This window comes from Bradyrhizobium sp. 215_C5_N1_1, from assembly GCF_052075935.1.
GTDB lineage: Bacteria > Pseudomonadota > Alphaproteobacteria > Rhizobiales > Xanthobacteraceae > Bradyrhizobium > Bradyrhizobium barranii.
In genome coordinates this window covers 2,138,255-2,163,908 of sequence record NZ_CP197228.1, presented here as the reverse complement: position 1 = coordinate 2,163,908, position 25,654 = coordinate 2,138,255, and the positions used below count along the sequence as shown (strand labels likewise).

Here is a 25,654-nt window from a genome sequence, read left to right as displayed (position 1 = left end):
CCTTACAACGCGGCCCGGGCTGTCCTTCGAGCTATGCTCGGGCACGAAAAAGTCAATGTAAACATTGACGAATGCGGTTAATTGCCCGCCCGCCGACGATATGTCACATAGGAGTAGTCGGCGCTGTCGTCGGGGCCGGCAGGATGCCGGATGCGCCCAACCTCATCCCACTCTGCCTTGTCGATGTCGAAATGCGTGTCGCCTTCGGGACGCGCATGCACTTCGGTGATTTCGAGGCGATCGGCGCGATCGAGCCATTGCCGATAGATCTCGGCGCCACCGATCACCGCGATCTCGGCGACCGAACGCCGCAGGGCATCGCCAAGCGCAACCGCGCCCGCATCGGCAGCCGATGTCGTGACGATGGCGCCATTGGCGCGATAATCCGCATCGCGCGTGATGACGATGTTGGTACGGCCAGGAAGCGGCCGGCGCAGGGTTTCGAAGGTCTTGCGGCCCATGATCACGGGCTTGCCGATCGTGAGCGCCTTGAAGCGCGCCATGTCGGATTTCAATCGCCACGGGAACCCGTTGCCGGCGCCGATGACGCCGTTCTCCGCGATCGCGACGACGAAGATGATCTCCATCAGGACGCGCTCCCTGCAAGTCGTGTCAGCGCGGGGCCGGTGACGCGGCACAGCGTCCAGTCGTCCATCATGACGGCGCCGAGCGATTTGTAGAACGCGATCGACGGCGCATTCCAGTCGAGCACCGCCCATTGCAGCCGCGACCAGCCGTTGTCGACGCACTCCCTGGCGAGATAGACCAGCAGCGCCTTGCCAAGGCCCTTGCCCCGATGCGACGGCCGCACATAGAGATCTTCGAGATAGATGCCGTGACGGCCGCTGAAAGTGGAGAAATTGACGAACCAGACCGCAAAGCCGACCGGCTCGCCGTTCCACTCGGCAATCGCGCAATAGAGCTGCGGACGCTCGCCCAACAGCGCTTCCGCAATCATCGCCTCGGTCGCCTCGACTTCGTGCGAAAGCTTTTCGTATTCGGCAAGCTCGCGGATGAGAGCAAGAACCAGCCCGGCTTCACCGGCGCGCACGCGGCGGATGGTCAACGACATCTGCGCTAGACCGCGACTTCCGCCTTGATGTGCGGATGCGGATCGTAGCCGACGAGCTCGAAATCCTCGTAACGGAAGGAGAAGATGTCCTTCACATCAGGATTGATCCGCATCACCGGCAGCGTCCGCGGCGCACGCGTGAGCTGGAGCTTCGCCTGCTCCAGGTGATTGGAATAAAGATGGGTGTCGCCGAGCGAATGCACGAAGTCGCCGGGCTTCAATCCCGTGACCTGCGCCACCATCATGGTGAGCAGCGCGTAGGAAGCGATATTGAAGGGCACGCCGAGGAAGACGTCGGCCGAGCGCTGATAGAGCTGGCACGACAATTTGCCGTTGGCGACATAGAACTGGAAAAGCAGGTGGCAGGGCGGCAGCGCCATCTTCTCGACGTCGGCGGGATTCCAGGCGGTGACGATCAGCCGGCGAGAATCCGGGGTGCGCTTGATCATGTCGATGACATTGGCGATCTGGTCGATGCTGTGCCCGTCGGCCGTGGGCCAGGAACGCCATTGATGGCCATAGACCGGCCCGAGATCGCCATTGGCATCGGCCCACTCGTCCCAGATGGTGACGCCGTTGTCGCGCAGATATTTGATGTTGGTGTCGCCCTTCAGGAACCACAACAGCTCATGCACGATCGCCTTCAGCGGCAGCCGCTTGGTGGTCAGCATCGGGAAGCCGGCAGACAGGTTGAAGCGCATCTGATGGCCGAACACCGACAGCGTGCCGGTGCCGGTCCGGTCGGTCTTCTCGGCGCCGTCTGAAAGAATCCGCTCGAGCAGGTCCTGATACTGGTGCATGTGCCATTGAGCCTTTGGGGAGGCGGCGAACTTAACGGCGCGCCCCGCGCTACGACAGCAGCGATTCGCTGTTTAACCCCATTATACCCCGAAAAGTGACTGTTCCCGGTGCAAACAACAAGGGGCGGAACTTGCGTCCCGCCCCTCGCCTATCGGCTTGAAAGTGCTCGTTAAGTTGCCGGCTTGAGCACCGGGGTCCACTTCGCGATCTCGTTCTTGACGAGGGTCGCCAGCGCCTCCGGCGTCCGGTCCTTGGGACCCGGAATGACGCTACCGAGCTCGAGCAGGCGCTTCTTCACGGTCTCGTCGTCGAGCGCCTTGATGGCGGCGGCATTCAGGCTCGCAATGATCGCGGGCGAAGTTCCCTTCGGCGCGAACATCGCGTTCCAGGCCTGGGCCTGGAACGCAGGCAGGCCGGCCTCCGCCGTGGTCGGCACGTTCGGCAGCGACGGATTGCGCTCGGCCGTCGCGATCGCATAGGCCTTGATGGTGCCGGCATTGATCTGCGGCACCGCATTGACGATCTGGTCGCACATGTAGTCGACCTGTCCGGCCACCAGCGCATTCATCGCGGGGCCCGTGCCGTTGAAGGGCACGCCGACCGGCTTGATGTCGAGGATCGAGTGCAGGAGCTCGCAGGAGACGTGCGAGACCGAGCCGACGCCGGCATGCGCGGCATTGACCTTCTCGGCGTTCGCTTTCACGTAGGCGACGAACTCCTTGAGGTCTTTCGGCGGAAAGTCCTTGCGCGCCAGGATCAGGATCGGCGTGCCCGCGAGCAGCGCGACCGGCTCAAAATCCTTTTCGGGATGGTAGGCGAGTTTCGGATAGAGCGGCACGGAGGCGGCATGCGTGCCCATATGCCCGGTAATGAGCGTATAGCCGTCATTGGCCGCGCGCGCAGCGCGCGTGGTCGCGGTGGTGCCGCCGGCGCCGACCACGTTCTCGATGATGATGCTCTGTCCGAGCGTCTGCGCCATGTGCCCGGTGACGATGCGCGAAATCACGTCGGTCGGTCCGCCGGCCGCGAACGGCACGATCATGGTGATGCTGCGCGTCGGATAGGTCTGCGCCTCCGCCGGTGCGACAAAGCCGCACAACGATGCGAACGCTGCGGCACATGCGCCCGCAAGCGCGCGAATGGAAGTCATCTCGATCCCCTCGGACGTAAAACAAAAATGCCGGCCACAGGGCCGGCATTTTCATTTCACGAAGCGGTCACACAAGTCGATTCGACTTCCGAATGCGGCGTGCGGACGCAGGGCGCCGCGACGACGCAGGCGCGGTCAGTTCTCGGATTCGGTGAACACCTCGTCGCGCTTGGCGCGCAGCACGGGCAGGACCGTGAGGATCAGCAGAAACGCCGCGATCGCCAACAGCACCGCCGACAACGGACGCGTCAGGAACACGCTCCAGTCGCCGCGCGAGATCAGAAGCGCACGACGCAGGTTCTCTTCCATCAGCGGTCCGAGCACCATGCCGAGCAGCAGCGGCGCCGGCTCGAAATCGTGCTTGATCAGCCAGTAGCCGACCAGACCGAAGACGCCCGCGAGAATGACGTCGACCGGTGCGTTGTTCACCGAGTAAATGCCGATCGCGCAGAAGATCACGATCGAGGGGAACATCAGCCGGTAAGGCACGCGCAGCAGCCGCACCCAGATTCCGACGAGCGGCAGGTTGATGATGATCAGCATCAGATTGCCGATCCACATCGAGGCGATCATGCCCCAGACCAGATCCGGCTGCTTCTGCATGACCTGCGGGCCCGGCACGATGCCGTGGATGGTCATCGCGCCGACCATCAGCGCCATCACCGCGTTCGGCGGGATGCCGAGCGTCAGCAGCGGAATGAACGATGTCTGCGCCGCAGCGTTGTTGGCGCTTTCCGGCCCCGCCACGCCCTCGATCGCGCCGCGGCCAAACCGCGACGGGTTCTTGGCGAGCTTCTTCTCGAGCGTATAGGCCGCAAACGACGCGATGACCGCGCCGCCGCCGGGCAGGATGCCGAGGATCGAGCCGAGCACCGTGCCGCGCAGGATCGCAGGCGCCGAATCGACCAGGTCTTTCCTGGTCGGCATCAGGCCGGTGATCTTCTGCTGCACCAGATCGCGGTTCATCTCGGCGCCGGCGTCGAGGTTACGGATGATCTCGGCGAAGCCGAACACACCCATCGCTACCGTCGCGAAGCCGAGGCCGTCGGCGAGCTCCGGAATGTTGAAGGCCATGCGCGAGGCGCCGGTCTCGATGTCCGAGCCGACGATCGAGAGCAGCAGGCCGAACACGATCATCGCGATCGCCTTCAGCACCGAGCCTTTGGCCAGCACCACCGCGAAGATCAGGCCGAGCACCATCAGCGAGAAATACTCGGCCGGACCGAACGCCAGCGCGAGCTTCGTGAGCGGCGCGCCGAGGACGGCGATCAAAACGGTCGCAACGCAGCCGGCGAAGAACGAGCCGATCGCGGCGATCGCCAGCGCCGGGCCGGCACGGCCCTGCTTGGCCATCTGGTGGCCGTCGATGGCGGTGACGACCGATGTCGCCTCACCGGGTATGTTGACCAGGATCGACGTCGTCGAGCCGCCATACTGGGCGCCGTAATAGATGCCGGCGAGCATGATCAGCGCGCCGACCGGCGGCAGGCCGAAAGTGATCGGCAGCAGCATCGCGACCGTCGCGATGGTGCCGATGCCCGGCAACACGCCGACCAGCGTGCCCACGAGGGCACCAATCAGGCACATCAGCAGGTTGATCGGAGAGAACGCGACGGCAAAACCGTGAGCGAGGTTGGCAAAGAGCTCCATTACACCCTCACTGAACCAGGAAACGCGGGAACATCGGCATCGGCAACCCGAGCACGTACGGGAACAGGATTGCGCAGCCGAGCGTCAGGCAGGCGCCGACGATGGCGGCCTCCAGCCAGCGCGTCTCATGCGAGCCCAGCGCCGCAATCATGAAGCTCACGAAGGCCGTGACCACGAGGCCGAGTGGCCGGATCGCCAGCGCGAAAAACAGGATCGCGACCATCACGAACAGAGGCCCGCGCCAGGAATAATGGGCCATCGCCGGCCCATCGGTCAAAAGGCCGGTCAAGGCGATGCCGGCCGACAAGGCCACCAGCAATCCACCGAACATCCGCGGCGCCGTGCCGGCGCCGAAGGAGAAGCCGCGCATGCCCTGCAGATCGCTCGACGCCCACAGCGCGAACAGGGCGAGCGCCATCAGGATGACGCCGCCGACATAGTCCTGCGCCGACCGGATCGTCATGAACAGCGTGAGGATCGCCACTGCAAACAGTGGATAGGAATAGATCAGGGCCAGCAGCACATCGGATGATGCCTTCTTGGTGCCGGCACCGAACGATCCGAATATGGCACTGGGCGCGCCGGCGAGCAGCGCCGTCGCATGGCCGGTTACGACCTGCAGTGGGCCGCGCCCGGCACCCCAGCCGAAGATCGTCCCGATCGACCAGATGAATTCGAAAATCTGCGGCGCGATCGCCAGCAGGCAGAAGCCGATCGCCACCGAGGTGTTTCGGGTGGCAGTCGCCGAGTGGCCCATCGTGTCGGCCATGCTTGTCTCCTCCGCGACTCCTAAGTCACGAGCACTGTTGTTCTAATCGGCTGGAAAAGGATCCCCCGCCCGGATCACTGCCTAGCGATTTTCATTACACAATGCCAGCAAAACCAATCAGGCCTCCGGCGAGCAGAAGCCAGAGTGGATTGATGCGCGAGACGGACGCGAGCACTGCAACCGCCGCGGTCAGAAGCAGCGCAGCAAAGGTGCGATCGGTCGACTGGGCCAGGATCAGGGCGCTGGCTGCCATCAATCCAATCGATAGCGGAACCAGTGCAGTCTGAATCAAGGCGGGCCAGCGCGATTGGCTGGGCCGGCTCAGCAGACGGCTGACATAATAGGCAAGCAGCGCCGTCGGCAGGCACATCGCCAGCGTCGCCGCCAGCGCGCCGGGGATGCCGGCGACGGCATAGCCGATTAACGTGACGATAAGTACGTTCGGACCTGGCGAGAGCTGTGCGATCGCATAGGCGTCGGCGAACTGCTTCTCGGTCATCCAGTGATGCACGTCGACTGCGATGCGGTGCATCTCCGGCACCGCCGCCGCAGCGCCGCCGACTGCGAACAACGACATTAGACCAAAGGTGGAGATCAGCGCCCAGATCGGGTTTTCGCTGTTCATACTGCTACCTTCCGCCGCACCCAATATGTGACGCCGATACTGATGGGAATCGCGACCAGCAGCACCGCCTGGAGCGGCAGGCGAAGCACGCCGATCGCAACGAACACGCCGAGCATGAGAATGAGCACGACGACGTCCATCCGCTTGAGCAATGGCATCATCATGCGGAAGACCACCGCGATCAGCAGCCCGACCGCCGCGCAGGAGATGCCCGCGAGGATCCGGCGCAGCACCTCCACATCGCCGAACCGGGCGTAGATGATCGCAAGCACGGTCATGATCACCGTCGGCGGCAGCAACAGCCCGGTAAAGGCGGCAACGCCGCCGGCGATGCCGCGCAGCCGCGACCCGAACACCATCGACAGGTTCACGATGTTGGGCCCGGGCAGGAAATGGCAGAGCGCAAAGGTCTCGTTGAACTCGTCCGCCGTCATCCAGCGGTGCTGATCGACAATGGCGTGGCGGGCAAACACCAGGACCCCGCCAAAGCCGGCCAACGACATCCGGGCGAAGGCCAGGAACAACGCGACGAGGCCGGGCGGAGGAGCGTGGGCGGCTGGATGGTCCGGCTCTTGATCTGGCTCTTGATCCGGCTCTTGGGCGGCCGGTGCTGAATCCGTGGACATGTCAGGAGCTTAGAACGCTGGCCGTCCCAGGGCCAAGATCATACCGAGGCCCGCCCGGGACCTATCCAAAGGGAACCGTGGGATCGCCGCTCGAAACACCTGTCATTTGAAACCTTTGCCCCCTATATTGGGGGTGCCGGTTCGCCGGCTATGGAAATAAACGGTCGTCGCAATAAACCATTCGGACCCGGGGGCGGTACCCGGCGCCTCCACCAAAGCCCACCAGCGGGCTCACCCAGAGCGGGCTTTGGCGGGGGCGAAATAGGATCGACGAGGGCGTAAAGGGCGTTCTTTTTCTCGGTATTGTTCCGCCGTTATCGGGCTATGCAATAGTTGCCAACGACAACTTTGCTCCGGTTGCTCAGGCTGCGTAACGCAGTTTGAAAGACCATTCTGAAGTCCTAACGGGTTAAGCTCCGTTAGGCGGGGTTCGGAGGCACCTGGCAACAGAAGCCTCCACTTACCTCTTATTTCCTTTCCGGCGGGGACTCCTGCTGACCCGTCAGGCGCGGTACTATTGCGGCTTGGCGAGTCGGGCCGGCAGGGCCCAACTCCTGGAATGCAACAGGACCACCATGGCGACCGATCATATCCGATACGATGTGCTGGCCCGCGACGCGCTGCGCGGCGTGCTGCGGAAGGTGCTGACCGATGCCGCGTCCCATGGACTGCCGGGCGAGCACCATTTCTTCATCACCTTCATGTCGAAGGCCGAGGGCGTGAAGCTGTCGTCGCGGCTCCTGGCGCAATATCCGGAAGAGATGACGATCATCCTCCAGCACCAGTTCTGGGATCTGACCGTGCTTGAGGACCGCTTCGAGGTCGGCCTGTCCTTCGGCGGCATTCCGGAGCGGCTGATCGTGCCGTTCAGCGCGATCAAGAGCTTCCTCGATCCGTCCGTGAAGTTCGGCCTCCAGTTCGACACCTCCGATGTCGCCGAGGTCTCGCCCGAGACATTGCCGGCCGCTCCCGCGCCGTCGGCCGTCGCGGTGCCCGCACCTGCCAGTGAACCGGCGGAAAGCGCCGAGGAGCCGACCGCCCCGAACCAGGGCGGCGCTGAGGTGGTGCGGCTCGATCGTTTCCGCAAGAAATGATCTAGGTTGGACCCGAAACGGTCGCGCCCGGCCAAACTGCCGATATAGAAGAGCACATGAAGAGGCTGCGCGGAATTCCGCGCCGCAGAATGGATGTGCTCATGGCCAAGACTGCTCGCTCGAAGACTGCTCGCTCGAAGACTGCCCGCCCCGCCAGCCGCACCGAGACCGACAGTTTCGGTCCCATCGAGGTCCCCGCCGATCGCTATTGGGGGGCGCAGACCGAACGCTCGCGCCAGAATTTCCGCATCGGCATCGACCGCATGCCGATCGAGCTCGTGCATGCGCTCGGGATCGTCAAGCTCGCCGCCGCACAATCCAACCTCGCGCTCGGCCTGCTCGACCAGCGCCGGGCCAATGCCATCATCCGCGCCGCGCGCGAGGTGATCGAGGGTAAGCTGGACGATCATTTCCCGCTGGTCGTGTGGCAGACCGGCTCGGGCACGCAGAGCAACATGAACCTCAACGAGGTCATCGCCAACCGCGCCAATGAGCTGCTCGGCGGCGAGCTCGGCGCCAAGAAGCCGGTGCATCCCAACGATCACGTCAACATGAGCCAGTCGTCGAACGACTCGTTCCCGACCGCGATGCACATCGCGGCCGCAAGCCGCATCAATGCCGATCTCGTCCCTGCCCTCGGCGAGCTGTTGCGCGCGCTCCGCAAGAAGGAGAAAGAGTTCGCAAAAATCGTCAAGATCGGGCGGACACACACCCAGGACGCGACGCCGCTGACGCTCGGCCAGGAATTTTCCGGCTACGCCGCGCAGGTCGAAAGCGGCATCGCCCGCCTCAAGGTCGCGGTGAAGGACCTCTATCCGCTGGCCCAGGGCGGCACCGCCGTCGGCACCGGCCTCAACTCCAAGCCGCGCTTCGCAAGACTGTTCGCAAAGCACGTTACCGGGATTACGAAGCTGCCCTTCACCAGCGCCGCCAACAAATTCGAGGCGCTGGCCTCGAACGACGCCTATGTGCTGGCGCACGGCGCCATCAATTCCGTCGCGACAGGCCTGTTCAAGATCGCCAACGACATCCGCCTGCTCGGATCGGGCCCGCGCTCGGGCCTCGGCGAGCTGATCCTGCCGGAGAACGAGCCGGGCTCCTCGATCATGCCCGGCAAGGTCAACCCGACGCAGTGCGAAGCGATGACGATGGTGTGCTGCCAGGTGTTCGGCAATCACACTGCGATCACAGTCGCCGGCAGCCAGGGCCATTTCGAGCTCAACGTCTACAAGCCCGTGCTCGCCTACAACATGCTGCACTCGATCCGGCTGATGGCGGACGCCGCGCGCTCCTTCACCGAACATTGCGTCAGCGGCATCCGTGCCGACGAAAAGCGCATCAGGGAGCTGATGCAGCGCTCGCTGATGCTGGTGACCGCGCTCGCCCCGAAGATCGGCTATGACAACGCCGCCAAGGTGGCGAAGACCGCGCATGCCAACGGCACCACGCTGAAGGAGGAGGCGCTGCGGCTCGGCTTCGTCTCAGCCGACGAGTTCGACCGGCTGGTGCAGCCGGAGAAAATGACGCGGCCTGGATGAATTCCGAATTCCGATAGTCATCCGTAATGATACGGTGCCCTGGGGCTCATAAATATAAGGCCTAAGGGCCGGGATTTGATTACCGTCAATGTTGTGGCGAGGCGGCGTGCTACGCAGGCCTCTCTGCCCTTTGACGGGGCTAATTCATCGTTTGATGGCCCGAGGGGCCAATTGACGAGGACGAGCGAATGGCGATCAAGTCTCATAGGGCGCAACACGGCACCCAGTTTCTGAATGTTTCATCCTGCCAGAAGAGGAGCGGATGATGGAGACGCGGCATGGGGAACGTCATCAACCTGAATCGTTTCAGGAAGCGCGCCGAGCGGGAAGCCACGGCGAAGCAGGCGGACGTCAACCGGGCGAAGTTCGGCCGCACGAAGGCGGAGCGGTCGGCGGAGGAGACGCGCGCGGACCAGGCGAAGGCGCATCTGGACCAGCATCAGATCGATCGCGAGGATCAGTCATGAAGTCGCCCGTGGTGAAACGGTCGATCGTGGTCGCCGGCCACAAGACCAGCGTCAGCCTGGAAGAGGCGTTCTGGAACGGCATGAAGGAGATCTCGGGCCTGCGCAACATGACGCTGTCCGAGCTGGTCGGCGAGATCGACGGCAACCGCCAGCAGGGCAATCTGTCCTCGGCGATCCGCCTGTTCGTCCTCGACTACTTCAAGAGCCGCGCCATGGCCGCCATCCAGCCGGAAAAGGTCCCGGCCCAGTAGCCGTTGGGCGTCCTCCAACGGCGCCTCACGGTTCTGCACTTTAAAATCACTCTAAGGTGCAGTTTCAGCCGACCCGCGCGCTTGACCTCACTGCCCTGCGTTGAAAATACAGGGCATGACCGACACCAATGACACGCGTTCGCGGATGCCGCTGGGCCTGGCCCAGCGCGGCTATATCGGCGTCATCCAACACCTTTCTGCCGGGGATGCCGGCTCGGCGCTCTCGGACATCGAGCTCGAGAGCCGGCTGATCGAGCTCGGCTTCGTCGAGGGCGCCCGGGTCGAGGTCCTGCACGAGGGCCTGGTCGGGCGCGACCCGATCGCCGTCCGTGTCGACAACATCACGATCGCGGTCCGCCGTCGTGAAGCCATGGCCATCATTGTCGCCTAGATAGCGACCGGAAATCTGATCCCATGGAAGCTCCTCTGCTGCATCTCGCCCTGGTGGGCACGCCGAACAGCGGCAAGACGTCGCTGTTCAACGCGCTGACCGGCAGCCGACAGAAGGTCGCGAACTATCCCGGCGTCACCGTCGAGCGCAAGGAAGGCTTCTTCGTTACGCCCCTGGGACGCCAGGTCTCGGTGGTCGACCTCCCCGGCACCTACTCGCTGCGCGGCCGCAGCCCGGACGAGGAGATCACCCGCGACTTCGTGCTCGGCAAGGCGTCCGGCGAGACCGTGCCCGACCTCGTGCTGTGCGTGGCCGACTCGACCAATCTGCGCCTGACCATCCGCCTGCTGCTGGAGCTGAAGCGCACCGGCCGGCCGATGATCCTCGTGCTCAACATGTTCGACATCGCGAGCCGGCGCGGCATCACCGTCGACGTGGAGCGGCTCGCCAAGGAGCTCGGCGTGCCCGTGGTCACCTCGATCGCGGTGCGCAAGAGCGGCACGGCCGACCTGTTGGCGCTGACGGACGAGATCTCGGCGAAACTCGCCGCGGAGCCGCGGGAGAACAGCTGGCGCGCGCTCAGCGTCGCCGAGCTGCGCGCCACCCAGCGCGAGGCCGACCGCATCATCGCCGACTGCGTCAGCCTGCCAAGCCGGCCCGACACCTGGACCGCGCGGATCGATGCCGTTGTGCTGCATCCGGTCGGCGGCCTGATCGTGCTCGCTCTCATCCTGTTCGTGATGTTCCAGGCGGTGTTCGCCTGGGCGCAGCCGCTGATGGACCTGCTCAACAACGGCTTCGACGCGCTCGGCGAATTCGTGCACGCCACCCTGCCCGCCGGCCTGCTGCAGAGCTTCCTTCAGAACGGCGTGATCTCAGGCGTCGGCAGCGTCATCGTGTTCCTGCCGCAGATCATCATCATCTTCCTGTTCATCCTGCTGCTGGAAGACTTCGGCTACATGGCGCGCGCCGCGTTCCTGATGGACCGCATCATGGGCGGCGCAGGCCTGCACGGCCGCGCCTTCATTCCGCTGCTGTCGAGCTTTGCCTGCGCCATTCCCGGCATCATGGCGACGCGCGTGATCGACAACAAGCGCGACCGGCTGACCACGATCCTGATCGCGCCGCTGATGACCTGCTCGGCGCGCATTCCCGTCTATACGCTGATCATCTCGGCCTTCATTCCGGCCAGGGACGTCTGGGGCTTCATTAACCTCCAGGGCCTCGTGATGTTCGGCCTCTACGCCGCCGGCATCACCAGCGCGCTGGTCGTCTCGTTCCTGATCAAATTCTTCATGCTGCGCGACTATGCGCCGGCGCCGTTCATGCTGGAGCTGCCGGACTACAAGATGCCGCGGCTGAAATCGATCGCGATCGGCGTCTACACGCGGGCGAAAATGTTCCTGCACCGCGCCGGCACCACGATCTTCTCGATGATGGTGCTGATCTGGTTTCTGGCCTCGTTCCCGCAGCCGCCCGCGGGCGCCACCGAGCCGGCGATCGACTTCAGCCTGGCCGCGATCATCGGCAAGGCGCTCGAGCCCCTGCTCGCCCCCGTCGGCTTCAACTGGCAGATCGCGGTCGCGCTGATCCCGGGCATGGCGGCGCGCGAGGTCGCGGTCGCAGCCCTCGGCACCGTCTATGCGATCGAAGGCGGCAAGGAAGCGGCCGAGCAGATCGGCCAGGTGTTGGCGACGAAATGGTCGCTCGCGACCGCGCTGTCGATGCTGGCCTGGTACATCTTCGCCCCGCAATGCGCATCCACGCTCGCCGTGATCCGGCGCGAGACCGGAAGCTGGACCTGGATGGCCGTGACCTTCTTCTACATGCTGGTGCTCGCCTATGCCGCGAGCCTCCTGACCTACAACGTCGCGGTCGCGTTAGGGGCGGGATAAGGCCCCCTCAAACCAAAACTGCGAAAACAACCCCATGCACAGTAGACGTGGGTTGTGAAATCAATGGCTTACGCATTTGCAAAAACCACCCGGGCCAAGGACTAATGCGCGCCGGTTGCACCGTCGGGCAAAACACTGGCACAATGGTATCGTCGAAGAATTGCCAAGACCGGGATCAGGATCGGGATAGAGATCCGCTAGCGCGGATACCACTGACCGCGAGGGTCATACTGATGCGCGAAGGCGTAGCTCGGATTGACGCCGCAATAGGCACTGATCCCTGAAGCGGTTGCCATGCACTGCTCATAGGTCGCGAATTGGCAATTGCCTGGGTATCCCCAGATCCGCCCCTGCAAGCAGTAGCTATTAGGAACACCCGGGGCGACGTTGCCATGGCGATACTGGCGTTCGGCCGCGGACGAGATCGAGGCTGCCGACACCAGAATTGAGCTAACCGATAGAATTGCGAAAAGCGGGCGGGTCATCTTCATCTCCTGATTTAAGTTCCGTCGGATGCTGCGCGCCAACCTGCCTTCTGGCTGCGAACATCAAACCCAATTGGGCGCGCGCGGTCCCAACGAAAATCAACGGATCTAAGGCAGGGGGCACGAGGCCGCACACACGAATGCGGCTGCTGCCGCAGTAAGTCGTCTTGCATCCATAGTTGTCTCCGTGAGCTGGTGAAGTCCAGCCATCGAAGCATGGAAACCTTACGAGGCCTCACGTTGCGCTAGATCAAGGCGGCGTATCGCGACATGCCAAACCTCGTCCTGTCCGTTGGTACAATGAACCTTAGGACGATAGTCACTCGTCCCGCTTTCGAACAAGCTCGATATCAGGAACAACAAGAGCCGCGCGACACTGTCCCCGTTTCAGCACATGCTCCGCGACTGACGAACCCGATCGCTATGAGATTGAGGAGTTGGTCCAATGCTGATGCACGCAACCCCGGTCTCCCTTCCCCGCCCGCATTCTCTTAGCGAACTCGGAATGACCGCCGCCTCGAATCCGGTGGTCAGCCTGCGCGAATTCACCTACAGGCGCGACAGCGAGATCTACGGCGAGAAGGAGCCCGCCGAATACATCTACCAGGTCAAGTCAGGCACAGTACGAAGCTACAAGCTGCTGTCCGACGGGCGCCGGCAGATCAATGCGTTTCATGTTCCCGGCGACACCTTCGGGCTGACGAATGGCGGTGTCCATCGCTTCACGACGGAAGCGGTGACGGACACGACCGTGCGGCTGATCAGGCGGGAGAGCCTCGACGCTGTTGCCGGGAGCGACGGCACCTTGGCCGGAAGCCTGCTCCATATGACCACGACGAATCTCCGGCATGCCGAGGACCACATGCTGCTGCTTGGACGCAAGACGTCGCTGGAGCGGGTTGCTGCCTTTCTGATCGAAATGGACAGGCGGCTCACGGCCGCAGGCGTCCTCGCGCTGCCGATGTCGAGGCGTGACATCGCGGATTATCTCGGTATGACGCTCGAGACCGTCTCGCGATCTCTCTCGCATTTGCGCGCGCTTGGGATCCTCGGTTTCATCGACAAGAACCAGCGTCACATCGTGCTCTTGGACAGACAACAACTCGCCGGGTTCGACCGTCGGAACTGACGCCGGAAGCGGCGGACATCCTCGCGTTTTCGCGCTTCCCATGAAAAAGGCCCCGGTCCATGCCGGGGCCTGAAGTCACTGGGAAGACACAGGCTCAGTAGCGAGCACCATAACCAGCACCATAACCGCCGAAGCGATAGTTCACGCGAACCGTGACCATGTCGATATCCTGGGTGACACCGCTGCCGGTGAGGGTGAACCCACCGGGTGTGACCACGCCTGCGAAGGAGGTGTTGTCACGCCCCATCCAGAGGTGGTCGTATTCGACACCGACCGTCCAGTTCGGGCTGAAGCCATACTCCCAGCCGACACCCAGGGCACCGCCCCAGCGCGTGTGACCTGCCGAGGCGAGGCCGACGCCGGTGACATTGTTGAAGATGTCAAAGCGATTGCGCGTCACGGCGGCGCCGCCCTTCACGTAGAGCAGTGAGGCGTTCCATGCCCAACCGAGCTGAGCCGTGAACAGCCCGATCGCATCGGTCTTGCCCGTGGTCGAGATAAACGGATCGATCACGCTGACGCGTGTGTTCTTGATCTCGGCCCAATCACCCTGAGCTTCCAGGCCGAGCACGAACTGATTGGTCTGCCAGCGATACCCGATCTGTCCACCGACGAGGCCTCCGGAGCGATCGGCGCAACCACTTGCGACGTTGCCTGCGGGCGTTATCAAATCGACGCAACCGTGGCTCTGCCCCCAGCCTCCGTTGGCGCCGATGTAAAATCCGGTCCAGTTGTAAACCGCCACCACCGGTGCCGGCGGCGGCGCCTTGACGGCCATATCGGCCGCCATGGCCGGAGCCGCCATGCTCAGCGCCGCGAAGCCGATCGCCGCGATCGAAAGCTTTTTCATCGTTTCGTCCCCTTTGCTCAAATTTCTTTCGTCAGAAGCGAGCCCTAATGCAGGCTGGCGTGCATAAAGCTTGCGAACATCCTGAAGTTTACGCGCGAGGGGATTTTGGGCCCGTACCAAAATGGCAACACTCAAACGCCATCGCTATGCACAGAAGAGTGCTTAGTCAGTCTTTGAAGTGCCGTGCGCTCCAGCACCGTCCTGTTCGTCAGCAAGCCACGCGCCGATGCCGGAGGATGGGATCACCCGCTTCGGCAGGTGCGGGTTGATCGTGCCTGCAAAGACGGAAAGTCCCTCATCGCGCTTGGCGCGCGCAAACAGCTTGGCTTCATGCTCAGTCGCGAAGGTCTTCGTCTCGCGCGGACTTCGTTGTCTCGGCAGAACGCCTCGCCGTTGCACTTCGAAGGTGACGTACCAGGTCGGACTCATTGCGCACACCAACATGTCACCAGTCCCTGGACTCGCGTTGTGGTGCGGCTGTCATCCGCCTGTTTGATTCAGATCAAGCAGCGACTTGACTGCGAACGCTTGACGCGCCGGGTCGCGAACTGAGGGTCGGTTGACCCGTCGGGCAACACAGGAGCACGATGGCATCATCGGCTTCAGTGACATCCGGCTCCCGACCTTCTCCGTCCCGCGAATGGCGATGCGATACCGTCTTCGGGCTGGATCGGCGCCGTGATCAGGGCCGACCGCCACCCCATCAGCAGGGAACCCGGCGCCGATCTGAGAGTTCGTTCCAAGGCCGTTCGGCTTAACCGGGCGCGAGCCCTGGGACTCGCGCAGGGGCGGTGGCGCCCTTCTCTCGAAGCGTCAAAGGGGATCAATGAGCAGTCCATCCAGCACTGTTACGGACAGTGCGCCCCGAGAGCTGTCCAGAATATCGACCGGCAGCGCCGGGCTGGACGACATCCTGGGTGGCGGCTTCGACGCCAACCGGATGTATCTCTACGAGGGGCAGCCCGGCACGGGCAAGACCACCATCGCGCTTCAGTTCCTGCTGAGGGGGGTGCGGGACGGAGAGCGCGTGCTCTATATTTCGCTGTCCGAAACCAAGCGCGAGCTGGACGTCGTGGCGCAGCGGCACGGCTGGACGCTGGACGGCATCGACATCTTCGAACTGGTTCCGCCGGAGACGACGCTCGATCCGGAGCGCGAGCTCACGGTGTTTCATCCCGCCGAAATGGAGCTGAGCGAGACGACCGGCCTGATCTTCAGGGAAGTCGAGCGGGTCAATCCCAACCGCGTCGTGCTCGACAGCCTGTCCGAACTGCGCCTGCTTGCCCAGAACCCGCTTCGTTACAGGCGCCAGGTGCTGGCCCTGAAACATTTTTTCACCAACCGCAATTGCACAGTGGTCCTGCTCGACGATCTTTCGTCATCTCAGGACGATTTGCAGCTCCATTCCATTGCGCACGGCGTGGTGATGCTCGAACAGGTCGCGATCGATTACGGCGCCGAGCGGCGCCGGCTCCGCGTGATCAAGATGCGCGGCATCCGGTTTCGCGGCGGGTTTCACGATTTCACGATCGAGCGAGGCGGCCTGCAGATATTCCCCCGCCTGGTGGCGGCCGAACATCACAAGACCTTCGTCGGCGACTTCACCCCGAGCGGCAACGCCGAGCTCGACCAGCTCCTGGGAGGCGGCCTCGAGCGCGGCACCAATGCGCTGCTCATCGGCGCCGCCGGCGTGGGCAAATCATCGGTTGCGCTCACCTACGCGATCGCGGCGGCCGAACGTGGCGAGCACGCGGTGTTCTTCGCGTTCGATGAAGGCCGCGGCACGGTCGAAGCGCGCGCCCGGACACTTGGCCTGCACCTGCAAGAACACGTCGATTCGGGGCTTGTCCGGTTTCAGCAGATCGATCCCGCCGAGCTGTCGCCGGGTGAGTTCGCCGCAAACGTGCGAAAGAGCGTCGAGGCCGACAATGCCCGCCTCGTCATCATCGACAGTCTGAACGGCTATCTGGCCGCGATGCCCGACGAGCGATTTCTCATCCTGCAGATGCACGAACTCTTGAGCTACCTGGGGCAGCAGGGTGTGCTGACCATCCTGGTCCTCGCCCAGCATGGCCTCGTCGGTCCGATGGATACGCCTCTCGACATCAGCTATCTCAGCGATTCCGTGGTCATGCTGCGCTATTTCGAGGTCGGCGGAACGGTGCGGCGCGCTCTGTCTGTCGTCAAGAAGCGCAGCGGCCGACACGAGCATACCATCCGGGAATTTCGGCTTAGCAGCGCCGGCATCACGCTCGGCCCGCCCCTGAGGGAGTTCAGCGGCATCTTTTCCGGCAATCCGCATTATACCGGGGCACCTAAGCCCGAAGGGTCGGTTGAATGAGCGTTGAGCGAGATCACCATGTTCTCGTCTTTGCTCCGATCGGGCGCGACGGACTTGCCTCCGCCGAGCTGTTCCGGAGTTCGCACCTGGAAGCGACCAGCTGCCGCAGTCTGCCCGAACTCGTCAGCGAGATGGCAGCCGGCGTCGGCGCCGTTTTCGTTGCCGAGGAAGCTCTGTTCGGGAAAGACACCTCGCCGCTGGCACAATGGATCGAGAGCCAACCGCCCTGGTCCGACCTGCCCTTCGTCGTCCTGACCAGCCATCGCGAGCAGCCGGCCGTCCTTGCCTGGCGCCGCAGCATTGTCGCGCTTCTCCGTAACGTCTCGCTGCTCGAGCGGCCGGTTCAGCCAATGACGCTGACTAGCGCCGTTCAATCGGCACTGCGCGCGCGGCGGCGCCAATACGAAATCCGGGCTCTGTTCGCGGCGCGCGAACAGGCGGCTCAGGAGCTCGAGACGCTGGTGGTCGAGCGCACGCGGGCCCTTGCGGAAGCCGTCGAGCAATTGCGCGTCGAGATGGACGAGCGTGCCCGGGTCGAGGAGACGCTTCGGCAAGCCCAGAAGATCGAAGCCATCGGACAGCTGACCGGCGGGGTGGCGCACGACTTCAACAATCTGCTGATGGTGATCTCCGGCGGCCTCGACATGCTCGACCGCCAGACCGATCCGGACCGTCGTCGCCGGCTCATGGACGGGATGGTCCAGGCCGCCCAGCGCGGGGCCAGCCTGACCAGGCAGCTTCTCGCGTTCTCCCGCCGGCAGACGCTCCGGCCGGAGCCTGTCGACGTAGCCTCACAGATGGGCGGCATGCGCGAATTGCTCGATCGAAGCCTGAGAGGCGACGTCCATGTCGAGTTCGATTTTCCGGACACGCTCTGGCCGGTGGAGGTCGATCCCGGCGAGCTCGAACTCGTGATCCTCAACCTCGCCGTCAACGCCCGCGACGCCATGCCCAATGGCGGCACGATTCTCGTGCGCGGGGAAAATCTGCCCAATCTGAATGACGAGCAGATCGCCGGAGACTATGTGCGCCTGTCCGTCGTCGATACCGGTGTCGGCATGAGTCCGGAGATCCTGTCACGCGTTTTCGAACCATTCTTCACGACCAAGGAGGTCGGAAAGGGCTCGGGGCTCGGGCTCGCCCAGGTCCATGGATTCGCGACGCAGTCACGGGGGACGGTCCGCATTCGATCGGAAGTCGGCCGAGGCTCCAGCATCGAACTCTATTTGCCGCGGTCGCTCAGCATTCCTTCCAGGGAGCGACACCTGATCGATCTCAACATGGTGCGGCCGAAGAAGAGCAATCATGGCCGCATCCTTCTGGTCGAGGACGATGACGAGGTTGCCGCACTGGTGAGCGAGATGCTGGGCCAGCTCGGTTACGAGGTCACGCACGCGGCGAGTGGCGCGGCCGCGCTCGGTGCCCTGGCGGACGGCCGCGCCGTCGACCTCGTCTTTTCCGATGTCATGATGCCCGGTGGCATGAATGGGGTCGAGCTGGCGCGGGAGATCAAGAGAAGGCGAAGCGACATACCCGTGCTTCTGACCAGCGGATACTCCGAAGCCGCAGTTCACGACGCCGAATTGGCCGGTCTGCAGATTCTGCCGAAACCCTACCATATCGACGAGCTGGCCGCGGCGCTCAGCGCGGCAAAGGCAGAACCCGGGCGCGACATGGAGTCCAAGCGGTCCAGCCGCTGCTGACGCGTGCGGTGTCGCATCGCGAAAGCGATCGACGACCGGCCTCCAAAGCGGCTATCAGTCTCCATGGACCGCTTCAGCACCGACAGATTGACCGCCGAGAGGCTTCGCGAAGACCACCTCGACGACCTCGTCACGCTGCATCTCGATGCCGAGGTGTCCCGCTATCTCGGCGGCGTGCGTGCACCCGAGGTCACCAAGACCTATCTCGCGACCAACATGGCGCATTGGGACCAGCACGGTTTTGGGCTGTGGGTGCTGCGAACGAAGGACGGCGCCTTCGCCGGGCGAGCGGGCATCCGGCACATCCTCGTGGACGACATCGACGAGATCGAGATTGCCTACGCATTTAAGCGCGAGTTCTGGGGCCGCGGATTTGCGAGCGAGGTCGCAATCGCGCTGACGGACATTGGGCTGTCGCACCACGAACTGCCGTCTCTCATCGGCCTTGTCTATGTCAGCAACGGCGCATCCCGCCGCGTGCTGGAGAAGGCCAATTACATCCTCGAGAAGAGCACGACGCGTCATGGCAATGATGTCGTGATTTACCGCGCTCGGCGGTGAGATGCGTCTCGCAGGATGGGTAGAGCGAAGCGAAACCCATCCTTGCTTCCGGGCGCGTTGAAGCGTGATGGGTTTCGCTGTGCTCTCCCCGTCCTACGGGCTATCGCAAAGCCGCTTTACGCTCAGCCGGTGCGGAGCCGGACAACCGACTGCGGCAACGAAGCGAGAAACAGCACAACGCACACACACAGCAGGACGATGTCCTTGAACAGGAACTCGCCGGCCAGATTCCACGCCATCGGATCGGTTGAAAGGCTCCATGTGACGACGCCCGGCGTCGTGAAGAAGAACGACCACGTGATCGCGAAGGTCATCATGCCCATGAACGAACCCAGCGCCGACAAGACCGGACTGAAGCTGCCTGCCACGAGCAGCGCCGCGATCACGAATTCGGCGACACCGAGAACATAGGCCTCGCCCCTCAGGCCGAATACCGACAGCCAGGAGATGAACGGGCTGTGGCTGATGAACTGGGCGATACCCTGTGCGGATTGCAGTGTGAATTTCTGCATTCCAAACGATACGAATATGACCACCATGACCCAGCGCAGAATGGCGAGCGGACGATAAGAGCCTCCACCATTCTCCGCGACGTTGAATCCCATCATGCGACGATTTCTCCCCGGATTGCGCATCCATCTATTGGCGAACGAAGCGTCCGCTACGGGCTATTCGGAGGGGAGCGTCTGTCGTTACATCCGCGGCGGGGTTCCACGATCACAGCTGCGTGCAACGCGCGTGTTCGCGCCGCGGTCGAGACTCGCGCATTTCGGATCGACAGGCTCTAGCCGTCGCCGCAATTGCGGTGACAGTGCATTCAATTGATGCGCACGGGGTCTCCTGCTTCGAGTTAAGTGCACTGTCACCGGCTACCCGGGTGCCGGGCCGACAAGGCCTGACCGGCAGGTAAGGCCCGCAGATGACGAAAGCAGACAAGGCGGTTTATGCGGCCGTTGAGTTTTCTAGTCCTCGCGGCGAGCGAGAACTCTGTCAGCAGATCCGCACATTCACGGACAAATCAGTACGGGAGTTTTCGCCTGTGCCAGCACCTTGTTTGTCACGCTACCGATGAGAAGCATGGAGAGTCCGCTGCGGCCATGGGATGACATCACGATGAGATCGCAACCTTTATTCTCGGCTGCTGCGATGATGGCTTGATGGGGTTGCCCGTTCTCCACTTGAATCGGTTCGCAGGAAACGCCGGCCTCCTTGGCCGCATTTGCCGCGCGATCCAACGCGCTCGTGGCCTGTTCCTTGCGCAGCTCGGCATATGTTGCGACTGCTTCACGGAACCGCCCTGTCATTTCTGAAAACGGCTCCACAACGAAGATTAGAGATACCTTGGCTCCAAGGGATTTCGCCAGCGCCAACCCATGCGCCACTCCGTGCTCCGCTAGCTCCGACCCATCTGTCGGAATGAGAATATGCCGGTACATGCTTCACCTCCCGCCTGTCTGGACGTATCGCTGCCTTCCGAATGTAAGCTGGGCCCGCGTTTCGGATGCGGTCTTGAGATAGATCAATCTCTCGACCCAGCTCGTACGATGGATAGAGCGGAGCGAAACCCATCAACACGCCTGGATGGAACGATGGGTCTCGCTGCGCTCTACCCATCGTACAGGCCGCGAGCTACCGCTCGCCCGGCCACATCGCCATGGCCGCCTTCGCTACGCCTCTCAACTCCTCAGGCGTCGCGTCGTCCTTGGCCTGGATCGCCATGCCTTCGAAGACGCTGAGGTAGAACCGGCTCAGCGCATCGATGTCGGTTGCGGCAGGCAGTTCGCCGCTCGCGACCGCAGCCTCCAGCCGCCCGCGCAAATTGCCAAGCATGTCGAGCCGGACCTTCTTGATCTCGCGGGCAATGGTGGCCGGCCATTCGTCGCTGACGGCGCCCAGCACGGCCATGCAGCCGGCCGGCGCTCTCCGGGATTTCGGCAGGGTCTCGGCCGCCCCGATCAGCAGATTCTCGATGCCGGCGCGCGCGGTCGCGCCTTCCGCAAGCCGGTCCCAGACCGGCTGGCCCTGGGTCTCGACGTAATGCTCGATCGCGGCAAGGTAGAGTGCCTCCTTGCTTTCGAAGGCCGCATAGAGGCTGGGCGAGCTGACGCCCATGGCGTGGCAGAGGTCGTGCATCGAGGCTGCCGCAAAGCCCTTGCGCCAAAACAGCAGCATGGCGGCCTCCAACGCCGCGTCGCGATCAAATTCCCGTGGCCGACCTGCCATCGCCCGTCTTTCTGTAATGATCAACACATAATTCACTTGACCGCGGCAATCAAGACTCCACATATTCTGTGTCGATCATTACAGAATTGGAGAGATCACATGACACTGGCAGGAAAACGGGCCCTGGTGACGGGCGCAAGCAGGGGTATCGGTGCGGCCATCGCGAAGGCGCTCGCCGCGGAAGGCGCCGATGTCGCGATTACTTACGAGAAGTCGGCGGAGATCGCCGCCAAGGTCGTGGACGCGATCAAGGCGACGGGCCGGAAAGCCGTAGCGATCCAGGCCGACAGCGCCGATGTCGCTGCCGTTCAGGCTTCGGTCGACAAGACCGTCAAGGAGCTGGGCGGGCTCGACATCCTGGTCAACAATGCCGGCATTCTGCGATTGGGCGGCCTCAACGACATCTCGCTCGCCGACATCGACGCGATGCTGAACGTCAACGTGCGTTCGCCGATCGCCGCGAGCAAGGCGGCGCTGCCGCACCTTGGCAAGGGCGGCCGCATCATCACCATCGGCAGCTATTTCGCGGACCGCGTGCCCTCGCCGGCGCTCGGCGTGTACGCGGCGTCGAAGTCGGCGCTAACCGCATTCACGAAGGCGCTGGCGCGGGAGCTTGGCCCGAGGGACGTCACGGTCAACCTCGTGGCACCGGGCTCGATCGACACCGACATGAATCCGGCGCACGGCCCGACCGCCGAGACATTGAAGCAGTTCATGGCGCTCGGCCGGTACGGCGCGACGGATGACATCGCGAACGCGGTGGCGTTCCTGGCGAGCGCGAAGGCAAAATACATCACCGGCTCGACCTTGACCGTCGACGGCGGCGCGAACGCGTAGACATTCCGGCGCTTGGTGTTCGTCCAACAGGAGGTCGAGAAGCTGGCGATGACTGCGATGGCAAAATAAGATGATGTTCGCGATCATCATGGCGGGCGGCCGATGCCTCGGCCGCCCCGCGAGCGTTAGATGGAGCGTGTCGCGTGCTTCGTCCCTCGTCCAGCTTCGAGCATGACAGCACGACTGTCACTTTGGCTTGAACGTCAAAATGCCGTTTGCACTCATCGTTCGTACCCGTCATTGTTTCGCAACGCCGCCCGGATGTTGAGCGGGTTCCGGTGATCAAACGGGAGGCCTTGCCATGCAAGACGTCGAGAAGCGTGTCATTGGCAAGGTTATGTGGCGGCTTATACCGTTCCTGATCGTCTGCTATTTCGTGGCCTATCTTGACCGCGTCAATGTCGGCTTTGCCAAGCTGCACATGAACCAGGCGCTGGGTTTAAGTGAAGCAGCGTTCGGACTGGGCGCGGGCTTGTTCTTCGTCGGGTATTTCCTGTTTGAAGTCCCCTCCAACATCTTCCTGGAACGAGTCGGCGCGCGCGTCTGGATCGCCCGCATCATGATTACGTGGGGAATCGTCTCGGCGGCCTTCGCATTCATCCCATCGATATCGGCAGCAACGGGACTACCGACAACGGGCGTCTTCTACTCTCTTCGTTTGCTGCTCGGCGCCTGCGAGGCGGGATTCTTTCCAGGCATCATCTTCTATCTGACCCTGTGGTTCCCGGCGGTTTACCGGGCTCGGGTCATCAGCCTGTTCATGCTGGCGATCCCGATTTCGTCCATCATCGGATCGCCCATCTCCGGGCTTCTGCTCGGCGTGACCGGTTGGGGATTGGAAGGCTGGCAGTGGCTGTTCATTCTCGAGGCGCTGCCCTCGGTCGTGGTAGGCATCTGCGTCCTGCTCTATCTGACCGATTTTCCGCGCCAGGCCCGCTGGCTGCAACAAGACGAGATTGCCTGGCTGGAAGACGTGCAGGCCACCGAGAAGCGGAACAAGGAGAAGGTCGAACACCTGTCATTGGGGCAGGCGCTCACCGATTACCGCATTTTGTTGTGCGCTCTGGTGTACTTCTGCCTGAATGCTGCAAGTTATGGCGTGGCGTTCTTCCTGCCAACCATCATCAAGGGTTTTGGCGTCAGCGATACCCAGACCGGCCTGCTCGCAGCGCTGCCCTTTATTTTCGGGGCCGCGGGCATGGTGCTGCTTGGTCGTCATTCCGATCGGACCATGGAACGAAAGGGTCACGTCGCCGCGGCACTGTTGATGGCAGCGGTGGGGATCGGAGTGGCAGGTCTCGTTTCCAACTCCGTCCTTGTCATGGCATTGCTTTGCTTCGCACAGATCGGCGTCTCCGCGGTCCCCCCGATGTTTTGGCCGCTGCCGGCGAGCTTTCTAACGGGAGCATCGGCTGCCGCCGGCATCGCCGCGATCAACTCGCTTGGAAATCTTTCCGGTTTCGCCGGTCCTTACGCAATGGGCTACCTGAAGGATTTAACCGGCAGTTTTACCGCAGGTCTTCTGTTGCTGGCGGGTTGCGCGCTGGTGGGCGCAGTCGTAGTCGTGCTGCTACGCATCGATGCAAGGCGCGAGCAAGTGTCCGGCGAAATCGCGATGGCGCACTAGACGCGGGTGATCGTCGCTACCTGAAATAACCGAGCACGAGATCGATATCCGCGCTGCCCGCCACGGTGCCGTTGAGTTCGGCGTCGATGACGCGGCGGCAGGCCGCGATCGCGGCGTGATCGCCGAGATCGTTGGCGGCTTCGAGCACGAGCCAGGCGGCGTCGACGGAAGCCTTCTCGGGAGCCGAACCGCCGGCATCGACGGGCAGGCTCTTGTTCTTGCGAATTGCGGTGCCGAATTGAGGCAACATTGCAAATACTCCCCTCTCGCTCAGTGCACCTGGAGTTCGGGCTGACGGCCCGTATCGGCACCCGCGCCGGTCTTGCGCGACTGGTAGAACTTCAGAATGCTGCGCGACGTCTCGATCTTGAGCTTGCCGAACTCGCGCTCGCTGTCATGGAGCTCGCGCGCCGTGATCAGATGATCCTTGGCGCCGAGGAACAGCAGCGACATGGTCGTGTCCCACGAGAAGTCGAGCGCCTTGCACAGCACCAGAAGTATCTCGCGATTGCGGTCCATCATCGCGCGCTCGATCACGTCGACCGGAAGCGACGACAACAGCGACAGGCCGATCTGCACCTCGTCGAAACGGTGCTGGCGCGCATAGTTCGAGATCGAGTCCTGGTTGAGGTTGCCCTGGCGGTACTGCGTCGTCACCACGCGCTTGGCGACGAAATAGCTGCGCGAGGACGGACCGAACTTGGACTGGAGATCGCCGGTGACGTCGGTCACCGAGCTCTGGATCTGCGACATCATTTCGGGCCGCTCGCTCGCGAGGCGGCGGCGGACGTCTTCCGACGCCTTGGAAATGAGCTGCTGGAAGATGTGGCGCGGGACGTCCTTGCGCAGGCCGAGCTGCTCGGCGAGGATCGAGTCACCCTCGGCGCGCCGGACCATGTGCAGCAGGCCCGAGCCGGAGAAGCGCGCGCCCTCGTTTTTGGCGACGGAGGTCACGACCTCCTGGTCGCCGCGCTTGACCAGCACGTCGGTGACGGCTTCGCCGATCGACCTGCGCTGGGCGATCGCAAGCAGATGCGCCTGGCCCTTGGTCATGGCGCTCTCGACCAGCATCTTCTCGTCGATACGGCTGGAGTCGCGCAGCACCGGACCGGCCACGTCGATCTCGTCGTCGAGGGCGAGCTTTTCGATGACATTGAGCGGAGCGTGGTCGCAGGCCGACATCAGCTCGGAGAGCTGCGCCCGCGCGGCGACCTCGATCTCGTCGGCGAGCCGCCCGATGACCTCGCCGAACATGCTGATCTCGTCGTCGCTGTAGCGGCCGGTGATCAGGATGTCGGTCGCATGCCACAACGCCTTCGCCCGGCTCTCGTCGGTGCCGCGCGCGATCGCGTCGTCCAGATCCTGCAGAAGCGATTTCGCCCCGTTCATCTCGTTACCCCAGTTCTTGGTTAGCCATCCTGCTTGTGCTGGCAGGACGCCGAATTCCTCTGGGAACCGACACTAGAGATCAAACGCGAGAATCCAGTAAAGTCGGCAGATCAGTTTTGCCGAGCAAAATTCGTTAAAATGCGCGGGAATGGGTTTACCGGCGGGCAAGGGCCAGCGCTT

The 25,654-nt window shown here is 63.1% G+C and carries 28 protein-coding genes and 1 other RNA gene; 13 read left to right on the top strand and 16 right to left on the bottom strand.

Annotation, left to right across the window (positions count from 1 at the left end; genetic code table 11):
- Positions 1 to 77: 77 nt before the first annotated feature.
- The 8 genes from AB7G19_RS10155 to AB7G19_RS10120 form a co-directional block, all read right to left on the bottom strand.
- Positions 78 to 587 (bottom strand): dihydrofolate reductase, encoded by a 510-nt coding sequence (locus AB7G19_RS10155; RefSeq protein ID WP_085399728.1) that lies wholly within the window; start codon positions 585 to 587, stop codon positions 78 to 80.
- Positions 587 to 1,072, bottom strand: a complete 486-nt coding sequence (locus tag AB7G19_RS10150; RefSeq protein ID WP_085399729.1) for a GNAT family N-acetyltransferase — start codon at positions 1,070 to 1,072, stop codon at positions 587 to 589. Before AB7G19_RS10150 ends, AB7G19_RS10155 begins: the two co-directional genes overlap by 1 nt.
- 5 nt (positions 1,073 to 1,077) lie before the next feature.
- Positions 1,078 to 1,872, bottom strand: coding sequence for a thymidylate synthase (locus tag AB7G19_RS10145; protein WP_085399730.1), 795 nt, complete (start codon positions 1,870 to 1,872; stop codon positions 1,078 to 1,080).
- Positions 1,873 to 2,042: 170 nt separating this feature from the next.
- Entirely contained in the window at positions 2,043 to 3,023 is a 981-nt protein-coding gene (locus tag AB7G19_RS10140) for a tripartite tricarboxylate transporter substrate binding protein BugD (protein WP_071910509.1), read from the bottom strand.
- 135 nt (positions 3,024 to 3,158) lie between these two features.
- Positions 3,159 to 4,673, bottom strand: a complete 1,515-nt coding sequence (locus AB7G19_RS10135) for a tripartite tricarboxylate transporter permease (protein ID WP_085399731.1) — start codon at positions 4,671 to 4,673, stop codon at positions 3,159 to 3,161.
- A gap of 7 nt (positions 4,674 to 4,680) precedes the next feature.
- Entirely contained in the window at positions 4,681 to 5,442 is a 762-nt protein-coding gene (locus tag AB7G19_RS10130; protein WP_063981615.1) for a tripartite tricarboxylate transporter TctB family protein, read from the bottom strand.
- 94 nt (positions 5,443 to 5,536) lie between these two features.
- The gene (locus AB7G19_RS10125; protein WP_063981614.1) at positions 5,537 to 6,067 is read right to left on the bottom strand and encodes a chromate transporter; all 531 of its coding nucleotides are present in this window, start codon (positions 6,065 to 6,067) and stop codon (positions 5,537 to 5,539) included.
- The gene (locus tag AB7G19_RS10120; RefSeq protein WP_085399732.1) at positions 6,064 to 6,693 is read right to left on the bottom strand and encodes a chromate transporter; all 630 of its coding nucleotides are present in this window, start codon (positions 6,691 to 6,693) and stop codon (positions 6,064 to 6,066) included. Before AB7G19_RS10120 ends, AB7G19_RS10125 begins: the two co-directional genes overlap by 4 nt.
- A gap of 96 nt (positions 6,694 to 6,789) precedes the next feature.
- Here AB7G19_RS10120 and ssrA point away from each other — a divergent pair.
- The 7 genes from ssrA to feoB all read left to right on the top strand — a co-directional run bounded on the left by ssrA (position 6,790) and on the right by feoB (position 12,329).
- Positions 6,790 to 7,154, top strand: a transfer-messenger RNA (tmRNA) gene (gene ssrA / locus AB7G19_RS10115).
- A gap of 114 nt (positions 7,155 to 7,268) precedes the next feature.
- A complete protein-coding gene (locus AB7G19_RS10110; protein WP_085399733.1) occupies positions 7,269 to 7,787 on the top strand; it encodes an SspB family protein in 519 nt (172 codons plus the stop codon).
- An 89-nt stretch (positions 7,788 to 7,876) separates the two neighbouring features.
- Complete coding sequence (gene fumC, locus AB7G19_RS10105) at positions 7,877 to 9,325, top strand: class II fumarate hydratase (protein WP_028156440.1); 1,449 nt, start codon at positions 7,877 to 7,879, stop codon at positions 9,323 to 9,325.
- A 278-nt stretch (positions 9,326 to 9,603) separates the two neighbouring features.
- Positions 9,604 to 9,792, top strand: coding sequence for a DUF4169 family protein (locus tag AB7G19_RS10100; protein WP_063981611.1), 189 nt, complete (start codon positions 9,604 to 9,606; stop codon positions 9,790 to 9,792).
- Positions 9,789 to 10,043: a ribbon-helix-helix domain-containing protein gene (locus AB7G19_RS10095; RefSeq protein WP_014493044.1), complete on the top strand. Its 255-nt coding sequence runs from the start codon at positions 9,789 to 9,791 to the stop codon at positions 10,041 to 10,043. Before AB7G19_RS10100 ends, AB7G19_RS10095 begins: the two co-directional genes overlap by 4 nt.
- A gap of 115 nt (positions 10,044 to 10,158) precedes the next feature.
- The gene (locus tag AB7G19_RS10090; RefSeq protein ID WP_014493043.1) at positions 10,159 to 10,434 is read left to right on the top strand and encodes a FeoA family protein; all 276 of its coding nucleotides are present in this window, start codon (positions 10,159 to 10,161) and stop codon (positions 10,432 to 10,434) included.
- A gap of 23 nt (positions 10,435 to 10,457) precedes the next feature.
- Positions 10,458 to 12,329 carry a ferrous iron transporter B gene (gene feoB / locus AB7G19_RS10085; protein ID WP_085399734.1) on the top strand — a complete coding sequence of 624 codons (1,872 nt, stop codon included), beginning with the start codon at positions 10,458 to 10,460 and terminating at the stop codon, positions 12,327 to 12,329.
- A 197-nt stretch (positions 12,330 to 12,526) separates the two neighbouring features.
- On the opposite strand, the gene AB7G19_RS10080 is transcribed toward feoB, so the two are convergent.
- Positions 12,527 to 12,814 (bottom strand): DUF3551 domain-containing protein, encoded by a 288-nt coding sequence (locus AB7G19_RS10080; protein ID WP_441267759.1) that lies wholly within the window; start codon positions 12,812 to 12,814, stop codon positions 12,527 to 12,529.
- 505 nt (positions 12,815 to 13,319) lie between these two features.
- Between AB7G19_RS10080 and AB7G19_RS10075 the strand changes: the two genes are divergently transcribed.
- Positions 13,320 to 13,943, top strand: a complete 624-nt coding sequence (locus AB7G19_RS10075) for a helix-turn-helix domain-containing protein (protein WP_244623079.1) — start codon at positions 13,320 to 13,322, stop codon at positions 13,941 to 13,943.
- Positions 13,944 to 14,037: 94 nt separating this feature from the next.
- On the opposite strand, the gene AB7G19_RS10070 is transcribed toward AB7G19_RS10075, so the two are convergent.
- Together AB7G19_RS10070 and AB7G19_RS10065 are read right to left on the bottom strand one after the other, a co-directional pair.
- Positions 14,038 to 14,793, bottom strand: coding sequence for an outer membrane protein (locus AB7G19_RS10070; RefSeq protein WP_085399736.1), 756 nt, complete (start codon positions 14,791 to 14,793; stop codon positions 14,038 to 14,040).
- 162 nt (positions 14,794 to 14,955) lie between these two features.
- Positions 14,956 to 15,222 (bottom strand): hypothetical protein, encoded by a 267-nt coding sequence (locus tag AB7G19_RS10065; protein ID WP_063981607.1) that lies wholly within the window; start codon positions 15,220 to 15,222, stop codon positions 14,956 to 14,958.
- 397 nt (positions 15,223 to 15,619) lie between these two features.
- Here AB7G19_RS10065 and AB7G19_RS10060 point away from each other — a divergent pair, with 397 nt between their 5' ends.
- The 3 genes from AB7G19_RS10060 (at position 15,620) to AB7G19_RS10050 (ending at position 19,398) form a co-directional block, all read left to right on the top strand.
- Positions 15,620 to 17,134 (top strand): ATPase domain-containing protein, encoded by a 1,515-nt coding sequence (locus tag AB7G19_RS10060; protein ID WP_063981606.1) that lies wholly within the window; start codon positions 15,620 to 15,622, stop codon positions 17,132 to 17,134.
- Positions 17,131 to 18,837 (top strand): response regulator, encoded by a 1,707-nt coding sequence (locus AB7G19_RS10055; RefSeq protein ID WP_085399737.1) that lies wholly within the window; start codon positions 17,131 to 17,133, stop codon positions 18,835 to 18,837. The genes AB7G19_RS10060 and AB7G19_RS10055 overlap by 4 nt, the downstream gene beginning before the upstream one ends.
- Positions 18,838 to 18,900: 63 nt before the next feature.
- Complete coding sequence (locus AB7G19_RS10050) at positions 18,901 to 19,398, top strand: GNAT family N-acetyltransferase (protein WP_085399738.1); 498 nt, start codon at positions 18,901 to 18,903, stop codon at positions 19,396 to 19,398.
- A gap of 122 nt (positions 19,399 to 19,520) precedes the next feature.
- Here the strand turns inward: AB7G19_RS10050 and AB7G19_RS10045 are convergent, their stop codons facing one another.
- From AB7G19_RS10045 to AB7G19_RS10035, 3 genes are all read right to left on the bottom strand, one after another.
- A complete protein-coding gene (locus tag AB7G19_RS10045) occupies positions 19,521 to 20,006 on the bottom strand; it encodes a YkgB family protein (RefSeq protein ID WP_085399739.1) in 486 nt (161 codons plus the stop codon).
- A gap of 399 nt (positions 20,007 to 20,405) precedes the next feature.
- Complete coding sequence (locus AB7G19_RS10040) at positions 20,406 to 20,834, bottom strand: universal stress protein (protein WP_063981602.1); 429 nt, start codon at positions 20,832 to 20,834, stop codon at positions 20,406 to 20,408.
- A gap of 193 nt (positions 20,835 to 21,027) precedes the next feature.
- On the bottom strand, positions 21,028 to 21,570 hold the full coding sequence (locus AB7G19_RS10035; RefSeq protein ID WP_244623078.1) for a TetR/AcrR family transcriptional regulator: 543 nt from the start codon (positions 21,568 to 21,570) through the stop codon (positions 21,028 to 21,030).
- A gap of 150 nt (positions 21,571 to 21,720) precedes the next feature.
- On the opposite strand from AB7G19_RS10035, the gene AB7G19_RS10030 reads away from it, so the two are divergent.
- Both AB7G19_RS10030 and AB7G19_RS10025 read left to right on the top strand, forming a co-directional pair.
- Entirely contained in the window at positions 21,721 to 22,458 is a 738-nt protein-coding gene (locus tag AB7G19_RS10030) for a 3-oxoacyl-ACP reductase family protein (RefSeq protein WP_085399741.1), read from the top strand.
- A 301-nt stretch (positions 22,459 to 22,759) separates the two neighbouring features.
- Positions 22,760 to 24,085 carry an MFS transporter gene (locus AB7G19_RS10025; protein WP_085399742.1) on the top strand — a complete coding sequence of 442 codons (1,326 nt, stop codon included), beginning with the start codon at positions 22,760 to 22,762 and terminating at the stop codon, positions 24,083 to 24,085.
- Positions 24,086 to 24,101: 16 nt separating this feature from the next.
- Here the strand turns inward: AB7G19_RS10025 and AB7G19_RS10020 are convergent, their stop codons facing one another.
- Together AB7G19_RS10020 and AB7G19_RS10015 are read right to left on the bottom strand one after the other, a co-directional pair.
- Positions 24,102 to 24,335, bottom strand: a complete 234-nt coding sequence (locus tag AB7G19_RS10020) for a hypothetical protein (protein WP_063981598.1) — start codon at positions 24,333 to 24,335, stop codon at positions 24,102 to 24,104.
- Between the two features lie 20 nt (positions 24,336 to 24,355).
- The gene (locus AB7G19_RS10015) at positions 24,356 to 25,474 is read right to left on the bottom strand and encodes a DUF2336 domain-containing protein (protein ID WP_085399743.1); all 1,119 of its coding nucleotides are present in this window, start codon (positions 25,472 to 25,474) and stop codon (positions 24,356 to 24,358) included.
- Between the last annotated feature and the right edge of the window lie 180 nt (positions 25,475 to 25,654).